The organism is Frigoribacterium sp. PhB24 (genome assembly GCF_003755185.1).
Classification (GTDB): Bacteria; Actinomycetota; Actinomycetes; order Actinomycetales; family Microbacteriaceae; genus Frigoribacterium.
This window is the reverse complement of record NZ_RKIC01000009.1, coordinates 778737-795749: the sequence shown is the minus strand read 5'-3', so window position 1 is coordinate 795749 and position 17013 is coordinate 778737. Positions and strand designations below refer to the sequence as shown.

At 71.5% G+C, this 17013-nt stretch carries 14 protein-coding genes; 9 read left to right on the top strand and 5 right to left on the bottom strand.

What is annotated here, in order from left to right:
- Positions 1 to 6: 6 nt before the first annotated feature.
- Positions 7 to 2007 carry an alpha-1,4-glucan--maltose-1-phosphate maltosyltransferase gene (locus tag EDF50_RS04235; protein ID WP_233570301.1) on the bottom strand — a complete coding sequence of 667 codons (2001 nt, stop codon included), beginning with the start codon at positions 2005 to 2007 and terminating at the stop codon, positions 7 to 9.
- Positions 2008 to 2406: 399 nt separating this feature from the next.
- Here EDF50_RS04235 and EDF50_RS04230 point away from each other — a divergent pair, with 399 nt between their 5' ends.
- The 5 genes from EDF50_RS04230 to EDF50_RS04205 all read left to right on the top strand — a co-directional run bounded on the left by EDF50_RS04230 (position 2407) and on the right by EDF50_RS04205 (position 6236).
- Positions 2407 to 2985, top strand: coding sequence for an alternate-type signal peptide domain-containing protein (locus tag EDF50_RS04230; protein WP_123518260.1), 579 nt, complete (start codon positions 2407 to 2409; stop codon positions 2983 to 2985).
- Between the two features lie 158 nt (positions 2986 to 3143).
- Positions 3144 to 3761 carry a TasA family protein gene (locus EDF50_RS16390; protein ID WP_148076750.1) on the top strand — a complete coding sequence of 206 codons (618 nt, stop codon included), beginning with the start codon at positions 3144 to 3146 and terminating at the stop codon, positions 3759 to 3761.
- Entirely contained in the window at positions 3758 to 4657 is a 900-nt protein-coding gene (locus EDF50_RS16560) for a hypothetical protein (protein WP_158612623.1), read from the top strand. Before EDF50_RS16390 ends, EDF50_RS16560 begins: the two co-directional genes overlap by 4 nt.
- A gap of 2 nt (positions 4658 to 4659) precedes the next feature.
- Positions 4660 to 5628, top strand: a complete 969-nt coding sequence (locus EDF50_RS04210) for a hypothetical protein (protein ID WP_233570300.1) — start codon at positions 4660 to 4662, stop codon at positions 5626 to 5628.
- On the top strand, positions 5625 to 6236 hold the full coding sequence (locus tag EDF50_RS04205; protein WP_158612622.1) for a signal peptidase I: 612 nt from the start codon (positions 5625 to 5627) through the stop codon (positions 6234 to 6236). The genes EDF50_RS04210 and EDF50_RS04205 overlap by 4 nt, the downstream gene beginning before the upstream one ends.
- A gap of 3 nt (positions 6237 to 6239) precedes the next feature.
- Here EDF50_RS04205 and EDF50_RS04200 read toward each other — a convergent pair whose 3' ends face one another.
- Entirely contained in the window at positions 6240 to 7913 is a 1674-nt protein-coding gene (locus EDF50_RS04200) for an ABC transporter family substrate-binding protein (protein WP_123518255.1), read from the bottom strand.
- Between the two features lie 219 nt (positions 7914 to 8132).
- Here EDF50_RS04200 and EDF50_RS04195 point away from each other — a divergent pair, with 219 nt between their 5' ends.
- Genes EDF50_RS04195 through EDF50_RS04185 form a run of 3 tightly spaced genes read left to right on the top strand, consistent with a single transcriptional unit; the run spans position 8133 to position 12313 of the window.
- Positions 8133 to 9119, top strand: a complete 987-nt coding sequence (locus tag EDF50_RS04195) for an ABC transporter permease (RefSeq protein WP_123518254.1) — start codon at positions 8133 to 8135, stop codon at positions 9117 to 9119.
- Positions 9120 to 9128: 9 nt separating this feature from the next.
- A complete protein-coding gene (locus tag EDF50_RS04190) occupies positions 9129 to 10199 on the top strand; it encodes an ABC transporter permease (RefSeq protein WP_123518253.1) in 1071 nt (356 codons plus the stop codon).
- A complete protein-coding gene (locus EDF50_RS04185) occupies positions 10196 to 12313 on the top strand; it encodes an ABC transporter ATP-binding protein (protein WP_123518252.1) in 2118 nt (705 codons plus the stop codon). Before EDF50_RS04190 ends, EDF50_RS04185 begins: the two co-directional genes overlap by 4 nt.
- 12 nt (positions 12314 to 12325) lie before the next feature.
- Here EDF50_RS04185 and EDF50_RS04180 read toward each other — a convergent pair whose 3' ends face one another.
- The 3 genes from EDF50_RS04180 to glgX are packed head-to-tail and all read right to left on the bottom strand — an operon-like array spanning position 12326 to position 15543.
- Positions 12326 to 12967 (bottom strand): DUF1294 domain-containing protein, encoded by a 642-nt coding sequence (locus tag EDF50_RS04180; protein WP_123518251.1) that lies wholly within the window; start codon positions 12965 to 12967, stop codon positions 12326 to 12328.
- Between the two features lie 30 nt (positions 12968 to 12997).
- A complete protein-coding gene (ybaK, locus tag EDF50_RS04175) occupies positions 12998 to 13501 on the bottom strand; it encodes a Cys-tRNA(Pro) deacylase (protein ID WP_123518250.1) in 504 nt (167 codons plus the stop codon).
- Positions 13498 to 15543 (bottom strand): glycogen debranching protein GlgX, encoded by a 2046-nt coding sequence (gene glgX / locus EDF50_RS04170; RefSeq protein WP_123518249.1) that lies wholly within the window; start codon positions 15541 to 15543, stop codon positions 13498 to 13500. The genes ybaK and glgX overlap by 4 nt, the downstream gene beginning before the upstream one ends.
- A 78-nt stretch (positions 15544 to 15621) precedes the next feature.
- On the opposite strand from glgX, the gene EDF50_RS04165 reads away from it, so the two are divergent.
- Positions 15622 to 16788 (top strand): cysteine desulfurase family protein, encoded by a 1167-nt coding sequence (locus tag EDF50_RS04165; protein ID WP_123518248.1) that lies wholly within the window; start codon positions 15622 to 15624, stop codon positions 16786 to 16788.
- Positions 16789 to 17013 lie beyond the last annotated feature (225 nt).

The following is a 17013-nucleotide window of genomic DNA, read 5'->3' as shown; positions in this document are numbered from 1 at the left end:
TCGCTCCTACGGGGCTCGGTTGAGGTCGACGGAGAGCACGTGCACCGGTTCGACGAAGGCGTCCAGTCGGACGTAGTTGTCGTCGCCCCAGGTCCACGACTGACCGGTGATGAGGTCGCGCACGGTATAGGTGCCACCGGGCTGCAACCCGAACTTCGTCACGTCGAGGTGGACGGTCGTCTCGCGCGCCGAGTGCGGGTCGACGTTGGCGACGACGATGATGCCGTCGGCGCGACCGCTCCGGGTGTGCGCCCGCGAGAGGTACTTCGAGAAGACGAGGATCGACTCGTCGTCGCTCGAGTGGATCTCGAGGTTGCGCAGCTGTCGCAGGGCCGGGTGGGAGGCGCGGATGCGGTTGAGCTGCGTCAGGTACGGAGCCAGCGAGGCTCCGGCCTCTTCGGCCGCGGCCCAGTCGCGGGGCTTGTACTCGTATTTCTCGTTGTCGATGTTCTCTTCGCTGCCCGGGCGGGCGACGTCCTCGAAGAGCTCGTAGCCCGAGTAGACACCCCATGTCGGTGAGGCCGTCGCGGCGATCGCGGCGCGGATCTTGTAGGCCGCGGGCCCGCCGAACTGCAGGTAGGGCGTGAGGATGTCGTGGGTGTTGACGAAGAGGTTCGGGCGCAGCCAGGCGCTCGTCTCCTTGGACAGCTCGTCGAGGTACTCCTCGAGCTCCCACTTCTCGTTGCGCCAGGTGAAGTACGTGTACGACTGGTGGAAGCCCACCTGCGCGAGCGCCTGCATCATGGCCGGCTTGGTGAACGCCTCGGAGAGGAAGACCACCTCGGGGTTCGTCCCGCGGATCTCGTGCAGCAGCCACTCCCAGAAGCGCACCGGCTTGGTGTGCGGGTTGTCGACCCGGAAGATCGTCACGCCGAGCTCGATCCAGTGCCGCACGATGCGCAGCACCTCGCGGCTGACGCCCTCGTAGTCGTTGTCGAAGTTCAGGGGGTAGATGTCCTGGTACTTCTTGGGCGGGTTCTCGGCGTAGGCGATCGTGCCGTCGGGCAGGGTCGTGAACCACTCGGGATGCTCGGTGACCCAGGGGTGGTCGGGAGAGCACTGCAGGGCCAGGTCGAGGGCGAGCTCGAGGCCTGCGTTCTTCGCGGCGTCGACGAACCAACGGAAGTCGGCGACGGTGCCGAGGTCGGGGTGGACGGCGTCGTGACCGCCGTCGGGGGAGCCGATGGCGTAGGGGGACCCCGGGTCGGCCGGCCCCGCGGTCAGCGAGTTGTTCGGCCCTTTGCGGAACGTCGTGCCGATCGGGTGCACGGGCGGGATGTACACGACGTCGAAGCCCATCCGGGCGATCGAGGGTAGTCGGCGGGCCGCGGTGCGGAAGGTGCCGCTCTTCCAGGTGCCGTCGGCTTGCTTGCGCGCGCCCTCGCTCCGGGGGAAGAACTCGTACCAGCTGCCCAGGCCGGCGCGGCTGCGCTCGACGCGGAGGGCCTCGGGTGCGCTGCGCGTGACGAGACTCGCCAGCGGCTTGACCAGGAGGACCGCGGCGAGCCGCGGGTCGGTCGCCACCCGGAGGCGCGAGGCGGGGGAGAGCGCAGGATTCGCGAGCGCTCTGGCCGCGTCGCGGATGAGCGTCGTGTCGGGGTAGGCGTCGACGGCGTCGGTCAACAGCCGACTGCCGAGGGCGAAGGTGACCTCGACGTCGAGACCGGCCGGCACCTTGATCTCGGCGGCGTGCAACCAGGTGGCCCAGTCGTCGGTGTAGGCCTCGACCTGCCAGGCCCAGTCGCCCTCGGTCTCGAGCTGCACCTGGGCCGTCCACCGGTCGGTGCCGGGGATGCCGGCGACCATGCGGTGCCGACTCTCGACGCCCTCGGGGTCGATCGTGACGAGGTCGGCCCCGATCAGGTCGTGACCCTCTCGGAAGACGGTCGCCCCGAAGGTGACCACCTCGCCGGAGAAGGCCTTCGTCGGGAACACGCGGTCGGGGGTCGTCGGGGTGAGGCCCGTGATGGGGATCCGCCCGACTCTGGGTTCGTATGCTGTCGCCACGCTGTCGACCGTACCCGGTCTGGCCCGCCCGGTCCCGACCCGGACCCACCTCGGGGCGGCGACGGTGGATCGGGGTGCGGAACGGACGCTTCGGGGTACAAAAAGGTGTCCGCCCTGTCGCCGACAGACGTCGCGGTACGGTTTGTCCCCCCAACTGGGTGCATGCATCGGCATGGATTTCCTGTCGGCGCTTTGGGGGACCGCGTAATGTCGGATCTGTCGTCGCGGCCTGCCCGCCCGAAGAACCCGAACTCCTCGAGAGCCCGGCGCCCGACGACACCGATCGGCCGCCCGACCCGGAGCCGACAGCCCTGCAACGCCGTGTGCCACCCGACGTCGACCCGACCGACGGCGCACGGCGGTGCTCGAGCGCGCCTCGGCGCGCGGAACAGGACCCCCATGAACAAGCTCGTCACGGGTGCCGTCGCCGGTGCGGCCGGCATCGCCCTTCTCCTCGGCGGCGCCGGGACCTTCGCCCTCTGGAACGCCAGCACCGAGGTCAACGCCGCCAGCGTCGCCTCGGGCACCCTCTCGCTCACCCAGGCGTCGGCGGGGAGCTGGACCGACGTCACGAACGGCCGGAGCGCGCCCCTGACGGCCGCCCAGCTCGCCGCCTACAAGATCGTCCCCGGCAGCAAGCTGCAGTTCACGCAGCCGATCACGATCGCCGCCTCGGGCAACGACCTGCGTGCCGACCTCACCTACGACGCGGCCTCGGTCACCGGCAGCCTCACGTCGTACGTGAAGAACGCGCTGACCGTCTCGACGGCCGCCGGCAACACCACCCTGCCGTCCGGCGTCACCGCGGGGGGGACGGCCGGCAGCTACGTCGTCGCGCCCGTCACCGCCGGGAGCACCTCGGCCGTCCTGACCTTCGTCGTCGAGCTGCCCTCGGCGGTGAGCGACGCCGCCAGCCAGGGCGGCACGCTCGACCTGAGCAAGCTGACCTTCACGCTCAAGCAGCGCCCCATCGCGTAGCGGGTGCCGCCGGCCGGACGGCCGCCGCACCCGCGCCACCGACCGGCGACCGGACCGCACCCGACGCGGTCCGGTCGCCACCTCCCGACCGACCCGCCCGACCAGCGGCATCGATCCGGGCCACCGCATCGCACGACCGACCACCAGGGGGTGAGACGTTGCCCGGACCGTCCCGCGGACGCGCGCGTCACCGCTCGACCGAGCGCGCCTCCTCGTCCCGGCGTCCGCTGCGTTCGCTCTGGGCGGGGACGGCCGTCGTGGCCGGTGCCGTCACCGTCGCCCTCGTGGCGACGGGCGGCACGTACGCGCTGTGGAACACGTCCTCGACCTCGAACGCCCAGGTCGTGAGGTCGGGGACGGCCGCGCTCTCGATCTCCGGGCAGCCGAACCTCGGCACGCCGCTCGCCCCCGGGCAGGCGACCGCGACCACCTTCTCGGTGACGAACGGCGGCGACGTCCCGCTGTCGATGAGGGTGGCCGTCACCACGACCAGGACGTCGTCCGGCGAGTCGGGTACCGGCGCGGGCTCGCTCGACGAACTGACGCTGCGCATCACGCCGGTCTCGTCGGCCTCGGACTGCACGGCGACGACCACCGGCGGGTACTCGGCCCGGCCGGCCGCCTTCGACACCGGCTCGGGGTACTTCACGCTCCCCTCGGGCATCTCGGCCCTCGCGTGTCTCGTCCTCGCCCTCGATCCGGACGCCCCCGCGGCCACGTCGGGCTCGGTCGCCGACCTGACGATCACCGTGTCGGGGACGCAGGTGACGTCGTGAAGGCCGCACGCCTCCGGGTCGCGCTCGTCGTGGGACTCGTCGTGCTGCTCGTCGGCACCGGCACCGGCACGAGCTGGGCCCTGTGGAACGCCTCGCAGTCGTTCGGCCAGACGGCCACCCTCGGCACGCTGTCGACGTCCGTCGACGGTGCCTCGGGTCTCGGGACGACGTACGCGAGTCGGTCGGCGTCGGTCACGGCGCCCGTGACCCTGCGCAACACGAGCAACGTGGCGGCCACGGGGACGATCCAGGCCTCGACGGCCCCGACGAACACCCAGGCCTCGACCACCCTGCTCTCGGAGGTCTCGGTCGTCACGTGGCCGGTCGGCTCGACCGCGGCCTGCACGGCGGCCGCGACCGCCCCCTCGAACGCCCTGACCGGCACCTGGGCCTCACCGCCCACACCCCCGTCGGTCACGCTGCCGGCGGGCGGGTCGGCCTCGTGGTGCTACCGGACGACGCCGACGGTCAACGCTCCGGCGTCCGCCACCGTCAATCCCAGCCTCACGACGACGGTCGCCGCCGGCTCGTGGATCGCTCGCAGCTCGGCCGGCTTCTCGCAGAACACCGCCGACTCGCTCCCGCCCGTCTACTGCACCGACAACGGCACCTGGTACGTGACCATCCGCTACGACAAGGCCAGCCGTCCCCTCGACACCTACTACGGCCTGAGCATCAACGGCACCCTCGTGACCGATCCCGACCAGGGGTACAACGGCTACTTCCAGCTCGACGCCGCGGACATCAGCAAGGACGTCGCCCCCGACGGGCGCGTGCTGACCCGGGTCGTGGTCCTCGACCAGGCCGGGCAGGCCACGTCGACCGTCGTGTCGAGCGGCTACGTCACGTTCGGTCAGCACTCGACCAGCACGGCCCGCACCGTGGTGTGCTCGTGACCGTGACCCGCCGCTCCGTCGCGGCGGCCGTCCTCGGGGTGGCTGCCCTGGTCACGGCGCTGGTGGGCGGCGGTGCGCTCACGGCCCCGACGCCCGCGGCGGCGGCCACCGCGCCGCGTCTGATGGTGAGCGACGACGGGGAGCACTGGCAGGGTCGCCTCGACTCCGCGCTGTTCGGCGACGACCTGAGGCTCGTTCCCGGGTCGAGCACGACCGGCACCTTCTGGGTGAAGAACCTGTCGAGCGAGCCGGCCACGCTCACCGCCCGTCTCGTCGACGTCACGACCTCGTCGCCCGCGTTCGCCGAGGCCGTCACCGTCAGCTCGCGTTCCGACCTCGACGTCGGCGACCTGCCGCCCGTCACCCTGGCCGGCGACGGCTGCACCCGCGTCCTCGCCCCGCTCCGTCTGGCCGCCGGGAGCGAGGCCCCCGTCACCGTCTCGGTCGCGCTCGCCGAGTCCGCCGCCGACGGGACCGCGGGTCAGACCCTCGACTTCGGCGTGCTCGTCACGCTCACCGGCCTGACCGGGGCGACCGCGCCCACGGGCTGCTCTCCGGCCGGAACCGCCGCTCCTGCGGACCCGGGGGGCTCAGCCGAGACGAGCGCAGGAGGCGCGGGGGGCGACGGAGCCTCGAGCGCGACGATCGAGGCGGTGACGACCCGCGCCTCCTCGGCTGCGGAGGCCGGCGGAGTCGCGTCCTCCGGCGGCGACGGGGAGGGCGGTGCCGCGTCCTCCGGCGACGATACGGACGGCGACGACGTGGACGGCGACGGCCCGGCCCGAGCCGGCGGCGGCACCGAGCTGCCCGTCCACGCCCTCGACGTGCTCGACGACTTCGTGCCCGTGCCGCTGCGGGGCACGTGGCTGCCGCTGCTGATCGCGGCGATCGCCGTCTCGGCGGGCGCGTTCGTGGCGGTCGGACGTCGCCACCCGGCGGACGTCGACGACACGGCGGGGGAGCGGCCGTGAGAGGCCGCCGGGCCGCGGTGCGCGAGAAAGGCCTGCTGCACGCTCTCGTCCTCGGCCTCAGCGCGGGTCTGTTCGCTCTCGTGCTGGGGCTCGCGCTGGTGCTGGTCGTCGTGCCGAAGGCGGCCGGGGCCACGCCCCTCACGGTGCTGACCGGTTCGATGGAGCCGCGCCTGCCCCCGGGCACCCTGATCGTGGTGAAGCCGACGCCGGTCGGCGGGATCCACCTGGGCGACGTCGTCACCTACCAGATCGAGAGCGGCCGGCCCGAGGTGATCAGCCACCGGGTGATCGAGATCGTGTCGTCGTCCGACGGCCGCACGGCCTTCGTCACGAAGGGCGACGACAATTCCGAGCCCGACGAGGCCCTCGTCCTGCCCGAGCAGGTGCGCGGGACGTTGTGGTACTCGGTGCCGTGGCTCGGATTCGTCAACCAGGTCGTGAACGGTGATGCCCGGTCGTGGATCGTGCCGTTGCTGGCGATCGCGTTGCTCGGCTACGCGGGCTACGCCGTGGCGACGGGACTGCTGGAGGTGCGACGTCGGCGTGGACGCCGAGGGCCCGCCCGCGCCTCCCGCGTGAGCGGGGGCACGGACGGGCCCGAGGTGTGACGACTACTTCGTGAAGCCGACGACCGTCCAGTCCACGTCGCTCGCGCCGGCGCGAGCGCCGTAGTTCGCGAGCTTCGGGCTCTGGAACGAGATGAACGGCGCCTGGATGATCGGCATCGAGTGCCCGATCTGCCAGATCTTCTCGTCGGCCTGGTTGTACAGGTCGGCGGCCTTCTCGGGGTCGCCCTCGCCGACGGCCTGGTTCAGCAGGTCGTCGATCTCGGGGCTCGAGACGCGGCCGTAGTTCTGGCCCTGCTCGTCCGAGTTGTAGATGCTGACGCTCGACGCCTGGTAGCCGGTGCCCTGCCAGACGAAGATCGTCATGTCGTAGTTGCCCGGCGTGACGTTGTCCTCGAAGAAGGCGTCGACGGCCACCGCGTTGATCTTCAGGGTGATGCCGACCGTGGCGAGCTGGCTCTGCATGACCTCGGACAGCTGCTGTGAGATCGGCGTGCCCGACGGGATCGTCACGGCGATCTCGAGTTTCTTCCCGTCCTTCTCGAGCACGTCGCCGTTGAGCTCGTACCCGTCGTCGGCGAGGATCTTCTTGGCCTCGTCGACGTCGTAGTCGCCGGTCTCCTTCGCGTTGTCCTGGTAGGCGCCGTCGGTGCTGAGGAAGAGGTGGTTGTTCAGCGTGGTCAACTCGTAGGGCAGGGTGCCCGTGATGACCTTGCCGAGCGCCTCGCGGTCGACGGCGTGCTGGATCGCCTGGCGGATCTTCTCGTCGGCCAGGACGCCCTTGGTGCTGAAGTCGACGTGCGTGTACCGGTTGGACGGTGCCGCGCGGATGTCGGTGTTCTTGGCGCCCTTCAGTCGGTCGTACCGCTCGGACGAGTTGCCGGTGACGTAGTCGATCTCGCCGTTCAGGTACGCGTCGATGTCCGCGTCGCTGTCGAGGGCGCGGAACACGATCGAGTCGAGCTTCGGCGCGTCCCCCCACCACTTCTCGTTCGGGACGATGGTCACGGTCTGCGCCGTCGTGTCGATCTTCTGGACCTCGTACGGCCCCGCCGAGACGGGCAGGGTGTCGACGTAGGCCGTGTTGAAGGCCGTCGGGTCGTTGTAGAGGCTCGCCGGGTAGAGCGGCGCGAACATGCTCTTCCAGTCCGAGAACGGCTCCGAGTAGGTCACGACGACCTGCTTGTCGCTCGAACCGGCCTCGACCGAGGCCATTCGGTCCGGGCCGAGCGTGCTGCCGACCTGGTACTCGGCGTTCGACCCGTCGAGGGCGGTCTTCCAGGCCTGGAAGTCGGCCACCGTGATCGGGGTGCCGTCGTTCCACACCGCGTCGGGGTTGATGTCGTAGGTCACGACGAGCGGGTCCTCGCTCGTCGCCTCGGCGCTCGTGACGAGGTTATCGTCGATCTGCGGCACGCCCTTCTCGTCGATGCGGAAGGGTTGCGGCAGCACGGCGCTCTCGATCAACGAGGCATCGCCGAGGGCTCCGTCGAGCTGCGCGTAGTTCCACTGCGAGGGCAGCTGCTGCAGCGGAAGCGTCAGCGTGCCCCCCTGCTCGACGTCGGCCGCGGCGGTGGCGTTGATGTCGCCGTCGGGGGACAACTGGCCGTTCTTGGCGGCCCCGTCGCCGTCGTCGCCGCCGCCACCGCTGCACGCCGTGACGACGAGGGCGATGCTGACGAGGCCGGCCGCCAGGCCGAGCTTCTTCGTGATCTTCATGGCACTCCGAACTGAAGGGTGGTGAAAAGTGCTGATCAGCGGGCATTTCGCGTCATGGTCGACCCGTGCGGACACGTGCCGCGACGCCTCCCGAGAACTGATCGCGTGTGCCCAAATGTACGGACGCCTTGAATCCACGCAAACTTTCATGTGAATTTGTTACACGCTCGAAACCTGGCCAGCTGGTCGGGCCGCGGGGTACGTCTAGTGTGATCTGCCATGGCTCGATTCCTCGCCCGCCGGCTGGTGTACTACGTCGCCCTGGTCTTCATCGCGACGTCGCTCACCTACTTCCTCGCCTCGGCGACCCTCAACCCGCGCGCGGTCTACGCCGATCGCAACCCGCGTCCGTCCTCCGAGGTCGTCGACGCCAAGCTCAGCTCGATCGGGGTCAACGACAAGGACCCCCTGGGCGAGCGGTACGTCCACTGGCTGGGCGGTGCGGTCACGGGCGACCTCGGGCAGACCATCCAGGACAAGCCTGTGGCGCAGGAGTTCGGACCGAGGCTGGGGGTCAGCCTGCGCCTCCTGCTGGTGGGCTCGATCCTCGGCATCGTGCTCGCGGTCGTGGTCGGCACCTGGAACGCCATCAGGCAGTACAAGTTCTCGGACCGCGTGTCGTCGGTGCTGTCGTTCGTCCTGATCTCGACGCCGGTATTTCTCACCGCGGTGCTGCTCAAGATCGGGGCGACCAAGCTCAATGACGTCCTGGGCTACCAGCTGATCACCTTCACCGGCGAGGCGACGCCCAACCTGACCGGAGGCTTCGGCACGATCGCCTGGGACCGCATCGCGCACCTCCTGCTGCCGACCATCTCGATCGGCGTCGGCCTGATCGCGGTGTACAGCCGGTACCAGCGGGCGACGATGCTCGACGTGCTGCAGGCCGACTACATCCGCACGGCCCGGGCCAAGGGGTTGCGTCGTCGACCGGCCATCTTCAAGCACGGGTTGCGCACCGCCCTCATCCCGATGACGACCCTGTTCGCCTTCGCCTTCCTGGGGGTGCTGACCGGGGCCACGTTCACCGAGAAGATCTTCGCCTGGAACGGCCTCGGCGCCTGGTTCATCGACGCCGTCCAGTCGAACGACATCAACATCGTCGTCGCTTACACCCTCTACAGCGCCGTCGTCGTGCTGCTCGCCGGCTTCGTGTCGGACGTGCTGAACGCGGTGCTCGACCCGCGCGTCCGAGCGCAGAAGTAGGGCCACCCCATGACTCGATTCACACCCGACCTGCTCGAGGGGCCGTCCGACGCCGTCGTGCCCGAGTCGCGCGAGGAGGTCGCGGCGACGACGCCGAACCGCCTCGTGCTGACCTTCCGCCGCCTGTTCGCCAACCGCGGCGCCACCGTCGGCCTCGTGGTCGTGCTGCTGCTGTTCGTGTTCGCGTTCGCCGGCCCGCTCGTCTCGCCGTACGCCTACGACTACATCGACTACACGGCCCTGTCGTCGCCGCCGACCGGCGCGCACTGGTTCGGCACGAACAACATCGGCCAGGACGTCTTCGCCCAGACCGCTCGCGGCCTGCAGAAGTCGCTGCTGATCGGTCTGCTGGTGGCCCTGTTCTCGACCGTCATCGCCGGCATGCTCGGCGCGATGGCCGGCTACTTCGGCGGCTGGGTCGACCGGGTCGTCATGGTCTTCGTCGACCTGCTGCTCGTGCTGCCGTCGTTCCTGATCATCGCGATCCTGTCGCCTCGCCTCAAGCAGTTCGGCTGGCTGATCCTCGTGGCGCTGCTCGCCCTGTTCGGGTGGATGATCACGGCCCGCGTCGTGCGCTCGCTCACCCTGAGCATCAAGGAGCGGGAGTTCATCCGGGCGGCCCGCTACATGGGCATCGGCCACTTCACGATCATCGTTCGGCACATCCTGCCGAACGTCGCGTCGTTCCTGGTGATCGACGCCACGATCGCGATCGGGGCCGCCGTGCTCACCGAGTCCGGGTTGTCCTACTTCGGCTTCGGCGTCCAGCCGCCCGACGTGTCGCTCGGCACGCTGATCGCCCAGAACCAGAGCGCCGCGACGACCAAGCCGTGGCTGTTCTTCTTCGCGGCCGGCGCCCTGATCGTGTTCGCCCTCGCGAGCAACCTGCTCGGCGACGGGCTGCGTGACGCGCTCGACCCGACCTCGACGGCCGGTCGAACGGGCCGCCGCCGTCGCACCCGCGGCCGGACGGCCGAGAGCGCAGGAGGCGCGGCGCCGCTCGGGCGCACCGGCGGCGTCTCCGAGGCCGCGAGCCCCGCGCCATCCCGCACGAACGACGAGAAGGGGGAGCGCGCATGACGCTCACCGAACCGGTCGACCGCACCCGCGCCTCCTCGGCTCCGGTGCTCGAGGTGCACGACCTCACCGTGACCTTCCCGACCCCGGACGGCGCCGTGCGCGCCGTGCGCGGCGTCGACCTGACGCTGCGCCGCGGCGAGGTGCTCGGCATCGTCGGCGAGTCGGGCTCCGGCAAGTCGGTCACGAGCCTCGCCGTGCTCGGCCTGCTGCCCGCCACCGCGAAGGTGACCGGCTCGATCACGCTCGACGGCGAAGAACTGCTCGGCCGCGGAGACAAGGCGATGTCGGCGATCCGCGGCAAGCGCATCGCCATGGTCTTCCAGGACCCGCTCTCGGCCTTCACGCCGGTGTACACGGTGGGCCAGCAGATCGCCGAGACCGTGCTGATCCACCGTGGCGGCACGAAGAGGCAGGCCCGCGAGCGGGCGATCGAACTGCTCGGTCTCGTGGGCATCCCCGAGCCCGAGCGTCGCGTCGACTCGTTCCCGCACGAGTTCTCGGGCGGCATGCGGCAACGCGCGATGATCGCCATGGCGATCGCCAACGACCCCGACGTCATCCTCGCCGACGAGCCGACCACTGCCCTCGACGTGACGATCCAGGCCCAGGTCATCTCGGTGCTGCGCACGGCCCAGCGCGAGACCGGGGCGGCGCTGCTCTTCGTCAGCCACGACCTGGGCGTCATCGCCGGGTTCGCCGACCGCATCGCCGTCATGTACGCCGGACGCGTCGTCGAGACGGCGACGGCGGACGACCTGTTCGCCCACCCCCGCATGCCCTACACGGTCGGCCTGATCGGCGCACTGCCGCGGCTCGACCAGCGGTCGGACCAGCCGCTGGTGCCGATCCCGGGCACGCCTCCGTCGTTGCTGTCACTGGCTCCCGGCTGCCCGTTCGCCGCGCGCTGCCCGCTCGTGACGGCCGAGTGCCGGGTCGACGAGCCCGCGCTCGAGCAGGCTCCGGCGGTCGAGTCCGGCCACCGCGCGGCCTGCCTGCACGCCGACCGGCTCGTGGGCGAGGGCACCGACCCCGAGGACGTCTACGACCTGCCGCCCGCCCTCACCTCCGACCTGGCGGCCGTGCCCCGGGCGTCGCGGGACCGGGTGCTGCACGTCGACGGACTCGTCAAGACGTTCCCGCTCACCAAGGGGTCGGTCTTCAAGCGGCGCGTGGGCAGCGTGTGGGCGGTCGACGGGGTCGACCTCGACGTGCGCGAGGGCGAGACGCTCGGGCTCGTGGGTGAGTCCGGCTCGGGCAAGAGCACGACCCTGCACGAGATCATGGACCTCCGCGTGCCCGAGGCCGGCACCATCGAACTGCTCGGCACGGCCCTCGACCGCAAGCTCGACGGTTCGACGGTGAAGCGGTTGCGGGGTGCCGTCTCGATGGTCTTCCAGGACCCGATGGCCAGCCTCGACCCCCGGCAGCCGGTCAGCGACATCATCGCCGAGCCGCTCCTCGCCATCGGTCGACCCCGCGACGAGGTGTCGCGGCGGGTGCCCGAGCTCATGCGGCTCGTCGGGCTCGAGCCCGCTGCGGCCACCCGCTACCCCCACGAGTTCTCGGGCGGGCAGCGGCAGCGCATCTCGATCGCGCGGGCGCTCGCCGCCGATCCCAAGCTGATCGTCCTGGACGAACCGGTGTCGGCGCTCGACGTGTCGATCCAGGCGGGGGTGCTCAACCTGCTGGCCGAGCTCAAGGCCAAGCTCGACCTGTCGTACCTGTTCGTGTCGCACGACCTCTCGGTCATCCGGCACGTGGCCGACCGGGTCACGGTGATGTACCTCGGCCGCACGGTCGAGACGGGCCCGGTCGACGAGGTGTTCGAGCACCCGCTGCACCCGTACACCCAGGCGCTGCTGTCGGCCGTGCCCGTGCCCGACCCCGTGAAGGAGCGGGCACGCGAGCACATCGTGCTTCCCGGCGATCCGCCGACGCCGACCGTCAAGCAGACCGGCTGCCGGTTCCGCAGCCGCTGCCCGCTCTACGCGATGCTGCCGGAAGCCCAGCGCTCTCGGTGCGAGGACGAGGTGCCTGCCATGCTGCCGCACGGCCGCGACGGCGCCGACCACACGGCCGCCTGCCACTTCGCCCGCGAGAAGCAGCTGGTCTGAGCTCGCGGTGGGTCAACGCAGCAGCGCGAGCGAGAGGATGACCACGAGCACGTTCACGGCGACCGACGCCCAGAAGGCGAGCTGGAACGAGCGCTTGCTCGTCTTGTGGCGCAGCAGCTGTTGGGCCACGAGGGCACCGGGCCAGCCGCCGAGCAGGCCGAGCAGCAGCAGAGTGCGTTCGGGTACGCGGCGGCGACCGCGGCGGGCCGCGGATTTGTCCAGGGCGTAGACGAGGGCCGTGAGCACGCTGACGCCGACGAGCCCGCCGATCAGCCAGGGTGCGAGGCCGTCGAACCGCGGCGACGTCGAGTCGCGGCCGAGGGCCCAGACGACCGCGGCGACGCCGAGCACGACGACCAGGCCGACGACGAGGGAGACCCCGCCGGCCCGCGTCGGTCGTGGCGCCCGAGCCCGCGGAGCGGACCACCCCGTGCCGAGGGACGACACCCGCACGGCCGCGGGTCCCCGGTCACCGTGACGATCGACCTCGTACGAGAACGCGTCGCCCACCCGGGGTCGGGCCGTGCCGCGGCCGAACGCCGTGATGTGGACGAACGCACGGCCCCGGCCCGAGACCGGGGTCAGGAACCCGAACCCGCGGTCGTCGTCCCACGAGGTGAGCGTGCCCTCGACCCGGGCCGGACTGCCGGTCATGCGCCCGACCCTAGCCGCGCCGCCCGTGCGTCAGTCGCGACGGATCGCCGCGTAGCGACCGCCGGTGGCGCGCACGAGGTCGTCCGGGGCGATCTCGATGTCGAACCCGCGCCTCCCGCCGCTGACGAAGACCGAGTCGAAGGAGGCGGCGCTCGCGTCGATCACGGTCGTCGCGGTGGTCTTCTGGCCGAGCGGGCTGATGCCGCCGACGACGTAGCCGGTGCGGCGTTCGACCAGGGCGGGATCGGCCAGCGAGGCCTTCTTCGCCCCGACGGCGGCCGCGAGCGCCTTGAGGTCGAGACGACCCGAGACCGGGACGACGCCCACGACGAGGGTGCCGTCGGTGTCGACCACGAGGGTCTTGAAGACGCGCTCCTCGGAGAGGCCGAGTTCGGCGGCGGCCTCCGCGCCGAAGTTCGTCGCGGTGTCGTGGTGCTCGTAGGTGTGGGCCGTGAACGGGATGCCGGCGGCGGTGAGGGCGACGGTGGCCGGCGTGGCGGGGCCGCGCGCGCCTCCTGCGTTCTTGGTGCTCACGAGGCGTCCTCGCCCGTCGTGGCGTGGAACACCACCACGGTCGGCCCCGCGACGAGCAGCTCGTCACCGGGGGCGGCCGCCTGCGGCGGGGTGCGATCGTCGCTCGTCCAGAGGGCCGCGTACGCCGTCACTCCGGCGTGCCGGGGGAGCGTCACCGTGACGCTGGTCTCGGCCCCGTGCACGACGACGAGCACCGTGTCGGGCGCCTCGTGCTCGGGCGTCGAGGTGGCGAGGTACTGCAGGGTGCGGACGCCCGGGTCGTTCCACTCGTCGGGTCGCATCTCGTCACCCGAGGCCGAGTGCCACGACATCTCGTTGGCGCTGAGCGTGCACGCGCCGTCGACGCCGAACCGCGACGGGCGGAGGGCGGGGTGCTCGGCCCGCAGCCGGGCCAGGGCGGCGACGTCGTCGTGCAGGGCCCGGTGCCAGGGCTCGTCGGACCAGTCGACCCAGGTGAGCTCGCTGTCGGTGCAGTAGGCGTTGTTGTTGCCGTGCTGGGTGCGACCACGTTCGTCGCCGGCGGTCAGCATCGGGATGCCGGCCGACACGAAGAGCGTGGCGAGCAGGTTGCGCATCGAGCGGCGACGGGCGTCCGAGATCCAGGGATTGACGCTGTCGCCCTCGACCCCGTGGTTGAACGACCGGTTGTCGTCGGTGCCGTCGCGGTTGCCCTCGCCGTTGCTCAGGTTGTGCTTGCCGTCGTACGAGACGAGGTCGAGCAGCGTGAAGCCGTCGTGCGCCGTGACGAAGTTGACGCCCGACAAGGGGCCGCGGTCGTGGGCGTAGATGTTGCTCGACCCGCTGAGCTTGGACGCGAAGCTGCCGAGTCCCGACGGGGGCGCACCCTGCGAGCGGGCGGCGGCGACGTCGGTCAGCCAGAAGTCGCGGGCGCGGTTGCGGAACCGGTCGTTCCACTCGATCCAGCCGTCGGGGAACGCGCCGGTCTGCCAGCCGCCCATGCCGACGTCCCACGGCTCGGCGATCATCTTGACGCCCTCGAGGGTCGGATCGGTCACGATCGCCTCGAGGAGGGGGTGCTCGGGGTCGAAGACGTGGTCGGCCCCTCGGCCGAGCGTCGCGGCCAGGTCGAACCGGAACCCGTCGATCTGCACCTCGTCCGCCCAGTAGCGCAGCGAGTCGAGCACGAGCCGCGACGCGGCCGGCGTGCTCGTGTCGAGGGAGTTGCCGCACCCGGTCACGTCGACCGGTCGACCCTCGGCGTCGTGGCGGTAGTACGACGAACCGTCGAGGCCGCGCAGGCTCGTGACCGGCCCGCCGACCTCGCCCTCTTCGGCCGTGTGGTTGTAGACGACGTCGAGGTAGACCTCGATGCCGGCCTCGTGCAACAGGCGCACCATGCCCTTGAACTCGCGAAGGACCGCCGAGGCGCCGGCCAGCTGTGCGTCACGGCTGGCGTAGGCGGCGTGCGGGGCGAAGTAGCCCAGGGTGTTGTAGCCCCAGTAGTTCTCGATGCCCTGTGCGACGAGGCGCTGCTCGTCGACGTGTTGGTGCACCGGCAGCAGCTGCACGGCCGTCACGCCGAGGCCCGTGAGGTACGCGATGGTCGATTCGGCGGCGAGGCCGGCGTAGCTGCCGCGCAGCTCTTCGGGTACGAAGGGGGCCAGCCGGGTCAGGCCGCGGACGTGCGCCTCGTAGACGACCACCCGGTCGAGGGGCGTGCGGGGCTTGGCCACCCCGCCCCAGTCGAACGACTCGTCGACGACGGCCGACTGCCACGTGCCGCGACCGGTGCGCCCCAGGCCGCGCGCGTACGGGTCGAGCAGCTCGAGCGACGGGTCGAAGGCGTTGCCGGCACCGGCCGGCCCGTCGGCGCGCAGCCAGTACCGTCGCCCGGCGGAGAGGGCTCCGTCCGTGGCGCTCCACACGTCGTGCTCGTCGCGGACCATCGGCACGACGCGGTCGTGCGGGGCGTCGTCGATGACGAGGTCGACCCGGGACGCCGACGCCGACCAGACGCGCAGGGTCGGCCCGTCGGGGCCGGAGCGGATGCCGAGATCGCGGAGGGGGTCGAGGTCGGTCACGCGTTTACAGTAGAGGAGGCGCGCGTCGGCCCCGAAATCATCGAGCGTCGCCGCCCACCCCAGCCTGAGGACCCGAACATGAGCGTCTACCTCGACCACGCGGCCACCACGCCGATGCACCCGGCGGCCATCGCCGCCTACGCCGAGGCGCTCGGCACCGTCGGCAACCCCTCGTCCATCCACTCGGCCGGCCAGAACGCCAAACGCGTCCTCGAAGAGGCGCGAGAACGCGTCGCCGCGACCCTCGGCTGCGACCCCATCGAGATCGTCTTCACCTCGGGCGGCACCGAGGCGGTCAACCTCGCGATCAAGGGACTCTGGTGGGCGAGGCAGTCCGACCGACCGCGCCCGCGCCTCCTCGTCCCCGCCGGCGAGCACCACGCCACCGTCGACACCGTCGAGTGGCTCGAACGGTACGAGGGGGCCGTCGTCACCTGGCTGCCCCTCGACGAGCGGGGCCGGGTGCGCGTCGACGCGCTCGCCGCCGCCCTCGACGAACACGACGACGTCGCCCTCGTCAGCCTGCTCTGGGCCAACAACGAGGTCGGCACGATGCAACCCGTCGACGAGGTCGTCGCGCTCGCCGCGGCTCACGGGGTGCCGGTGCACTCGGACGCCGTCGCGGCGTACGGGCAGGTGCCGATCGACTTCGCGGCATCGGGGCTCGCGGCGCTCAGCGTCAGCGCCCACAAGATCGGCGGGCCCATCGGCATCGGCGCGCTCGTGCTGTCTCGCTCGGCGACCGTCGTGCCGCTGATCCACGGCGGCGGGCAGCAGCGGCAGGTGCGCTCGGGGACTCAGGATGCCCCGGCCGCCGTGGCCTTCGCCGTCGCCGCCGAGCAGCCGCACGGGGCCTACGAGCCGTTGCGCGACCGGCTGGTCGCCGGGGTGCTCGCCTCGGTGCCCGGGGTGGTGCTGCGGGGCGACCCCGTCGACCGGCTGCCGGGCAACGCCCACTTCACCTTCGACGGCTGCGAGGGCGACTCGTTGTTGTTCCTGCTCGACGCCGCCGGTGTCAGCGTGTCGACCGGGTCGGCCTGCCAGGCGGGCATCCCCGAACCGTCGCACGTGCTGCTCGCCATGGGACTGCCGGCGGACGCCGCCCGCGGCGCGCTGCGCATGACGATCGGGCACACGAGCACCGACGCCGACGTCGACGCGCTGCTCGCGGCCCTGCCGACCGCCGTGGCGCGCGCCGGTCGGGCCGGTTACGCGGACCGCGCTCCCGCCCTCGGAGCCCGCTGACCCGGGGGACGCGGTCACCGAGGTCCCGTGGCCCCCGAACGGGTGGGTTGTCGGACCCCACACGGGGGTGGTGTACTCGACGACATCACACGTGAGCACGTCTCACGGGCAGGGCCTCACCATCCCGCGCCACCGCCGCTCACTCGCGGCCCGCCGCCTGCTCACCACGGGCGTCCATCGCATCACCCGAGCGACGACCTCACCAGCCGTCGCGGATCAGGAGCA

What these genes read in the sequence shown, in the direction of transcription:
- EDF50_RS04230 (WP_123518260.1), top strand. Translation starts at nt 2,407, where the DNA reads ATGAACAAGCTCGTCACGGGTGCCGTCGCCGGTGCGGCCGGCATCGCC.
- EDF50_RS04200 (WP_123518255.1), bottom strand. Translation starts at nt 7,913, where the DNA reads ATGAAGATCACGAAGAAGCTCGGCCTGGCGGCCGGCCTCGTCAGCATC.
- EDF50_RS04195 (WP_123518254.1), top strand. Translation starts at nt 8,133, where the DNA reads ATGGCTCGATTCCTCGCCCGCCGGCTGGTGTACTACGTCGCCCTGGTC.
- EDF50_RS04190 (WP_123518253.1), top strand. Translation starts at nt 9,129, where the DNA reads ATGACTCGATTCACACCCGACCTGCTCGAGGGGCCGTCCGACGCCGTC.
- EDF50_RS04185 (WP_123518252.1), top strand. Translation starts at nt 10,196, where the DNA reads ATGACGCTCACCGAACCGGTCGACCGCACCCGCGCCTCCTCGGCTCCG.
- EDF50_RS04180 (WP_123518251.1), bottom strand. Translation starts at nt 12,967, where the DNA reads ATGACCGGCAGTCCGGCCCGGGTCGAGGGCACGCTCACCTCGTGGGAC.
- EDF50_RS04165 (WP_123518248.1), top strand. Translation starts at nt 15,622, where the DNA reads ATGAGCGTCTACCTCGACCACGCGGCCACCACGCCGATGCACCCGGCG.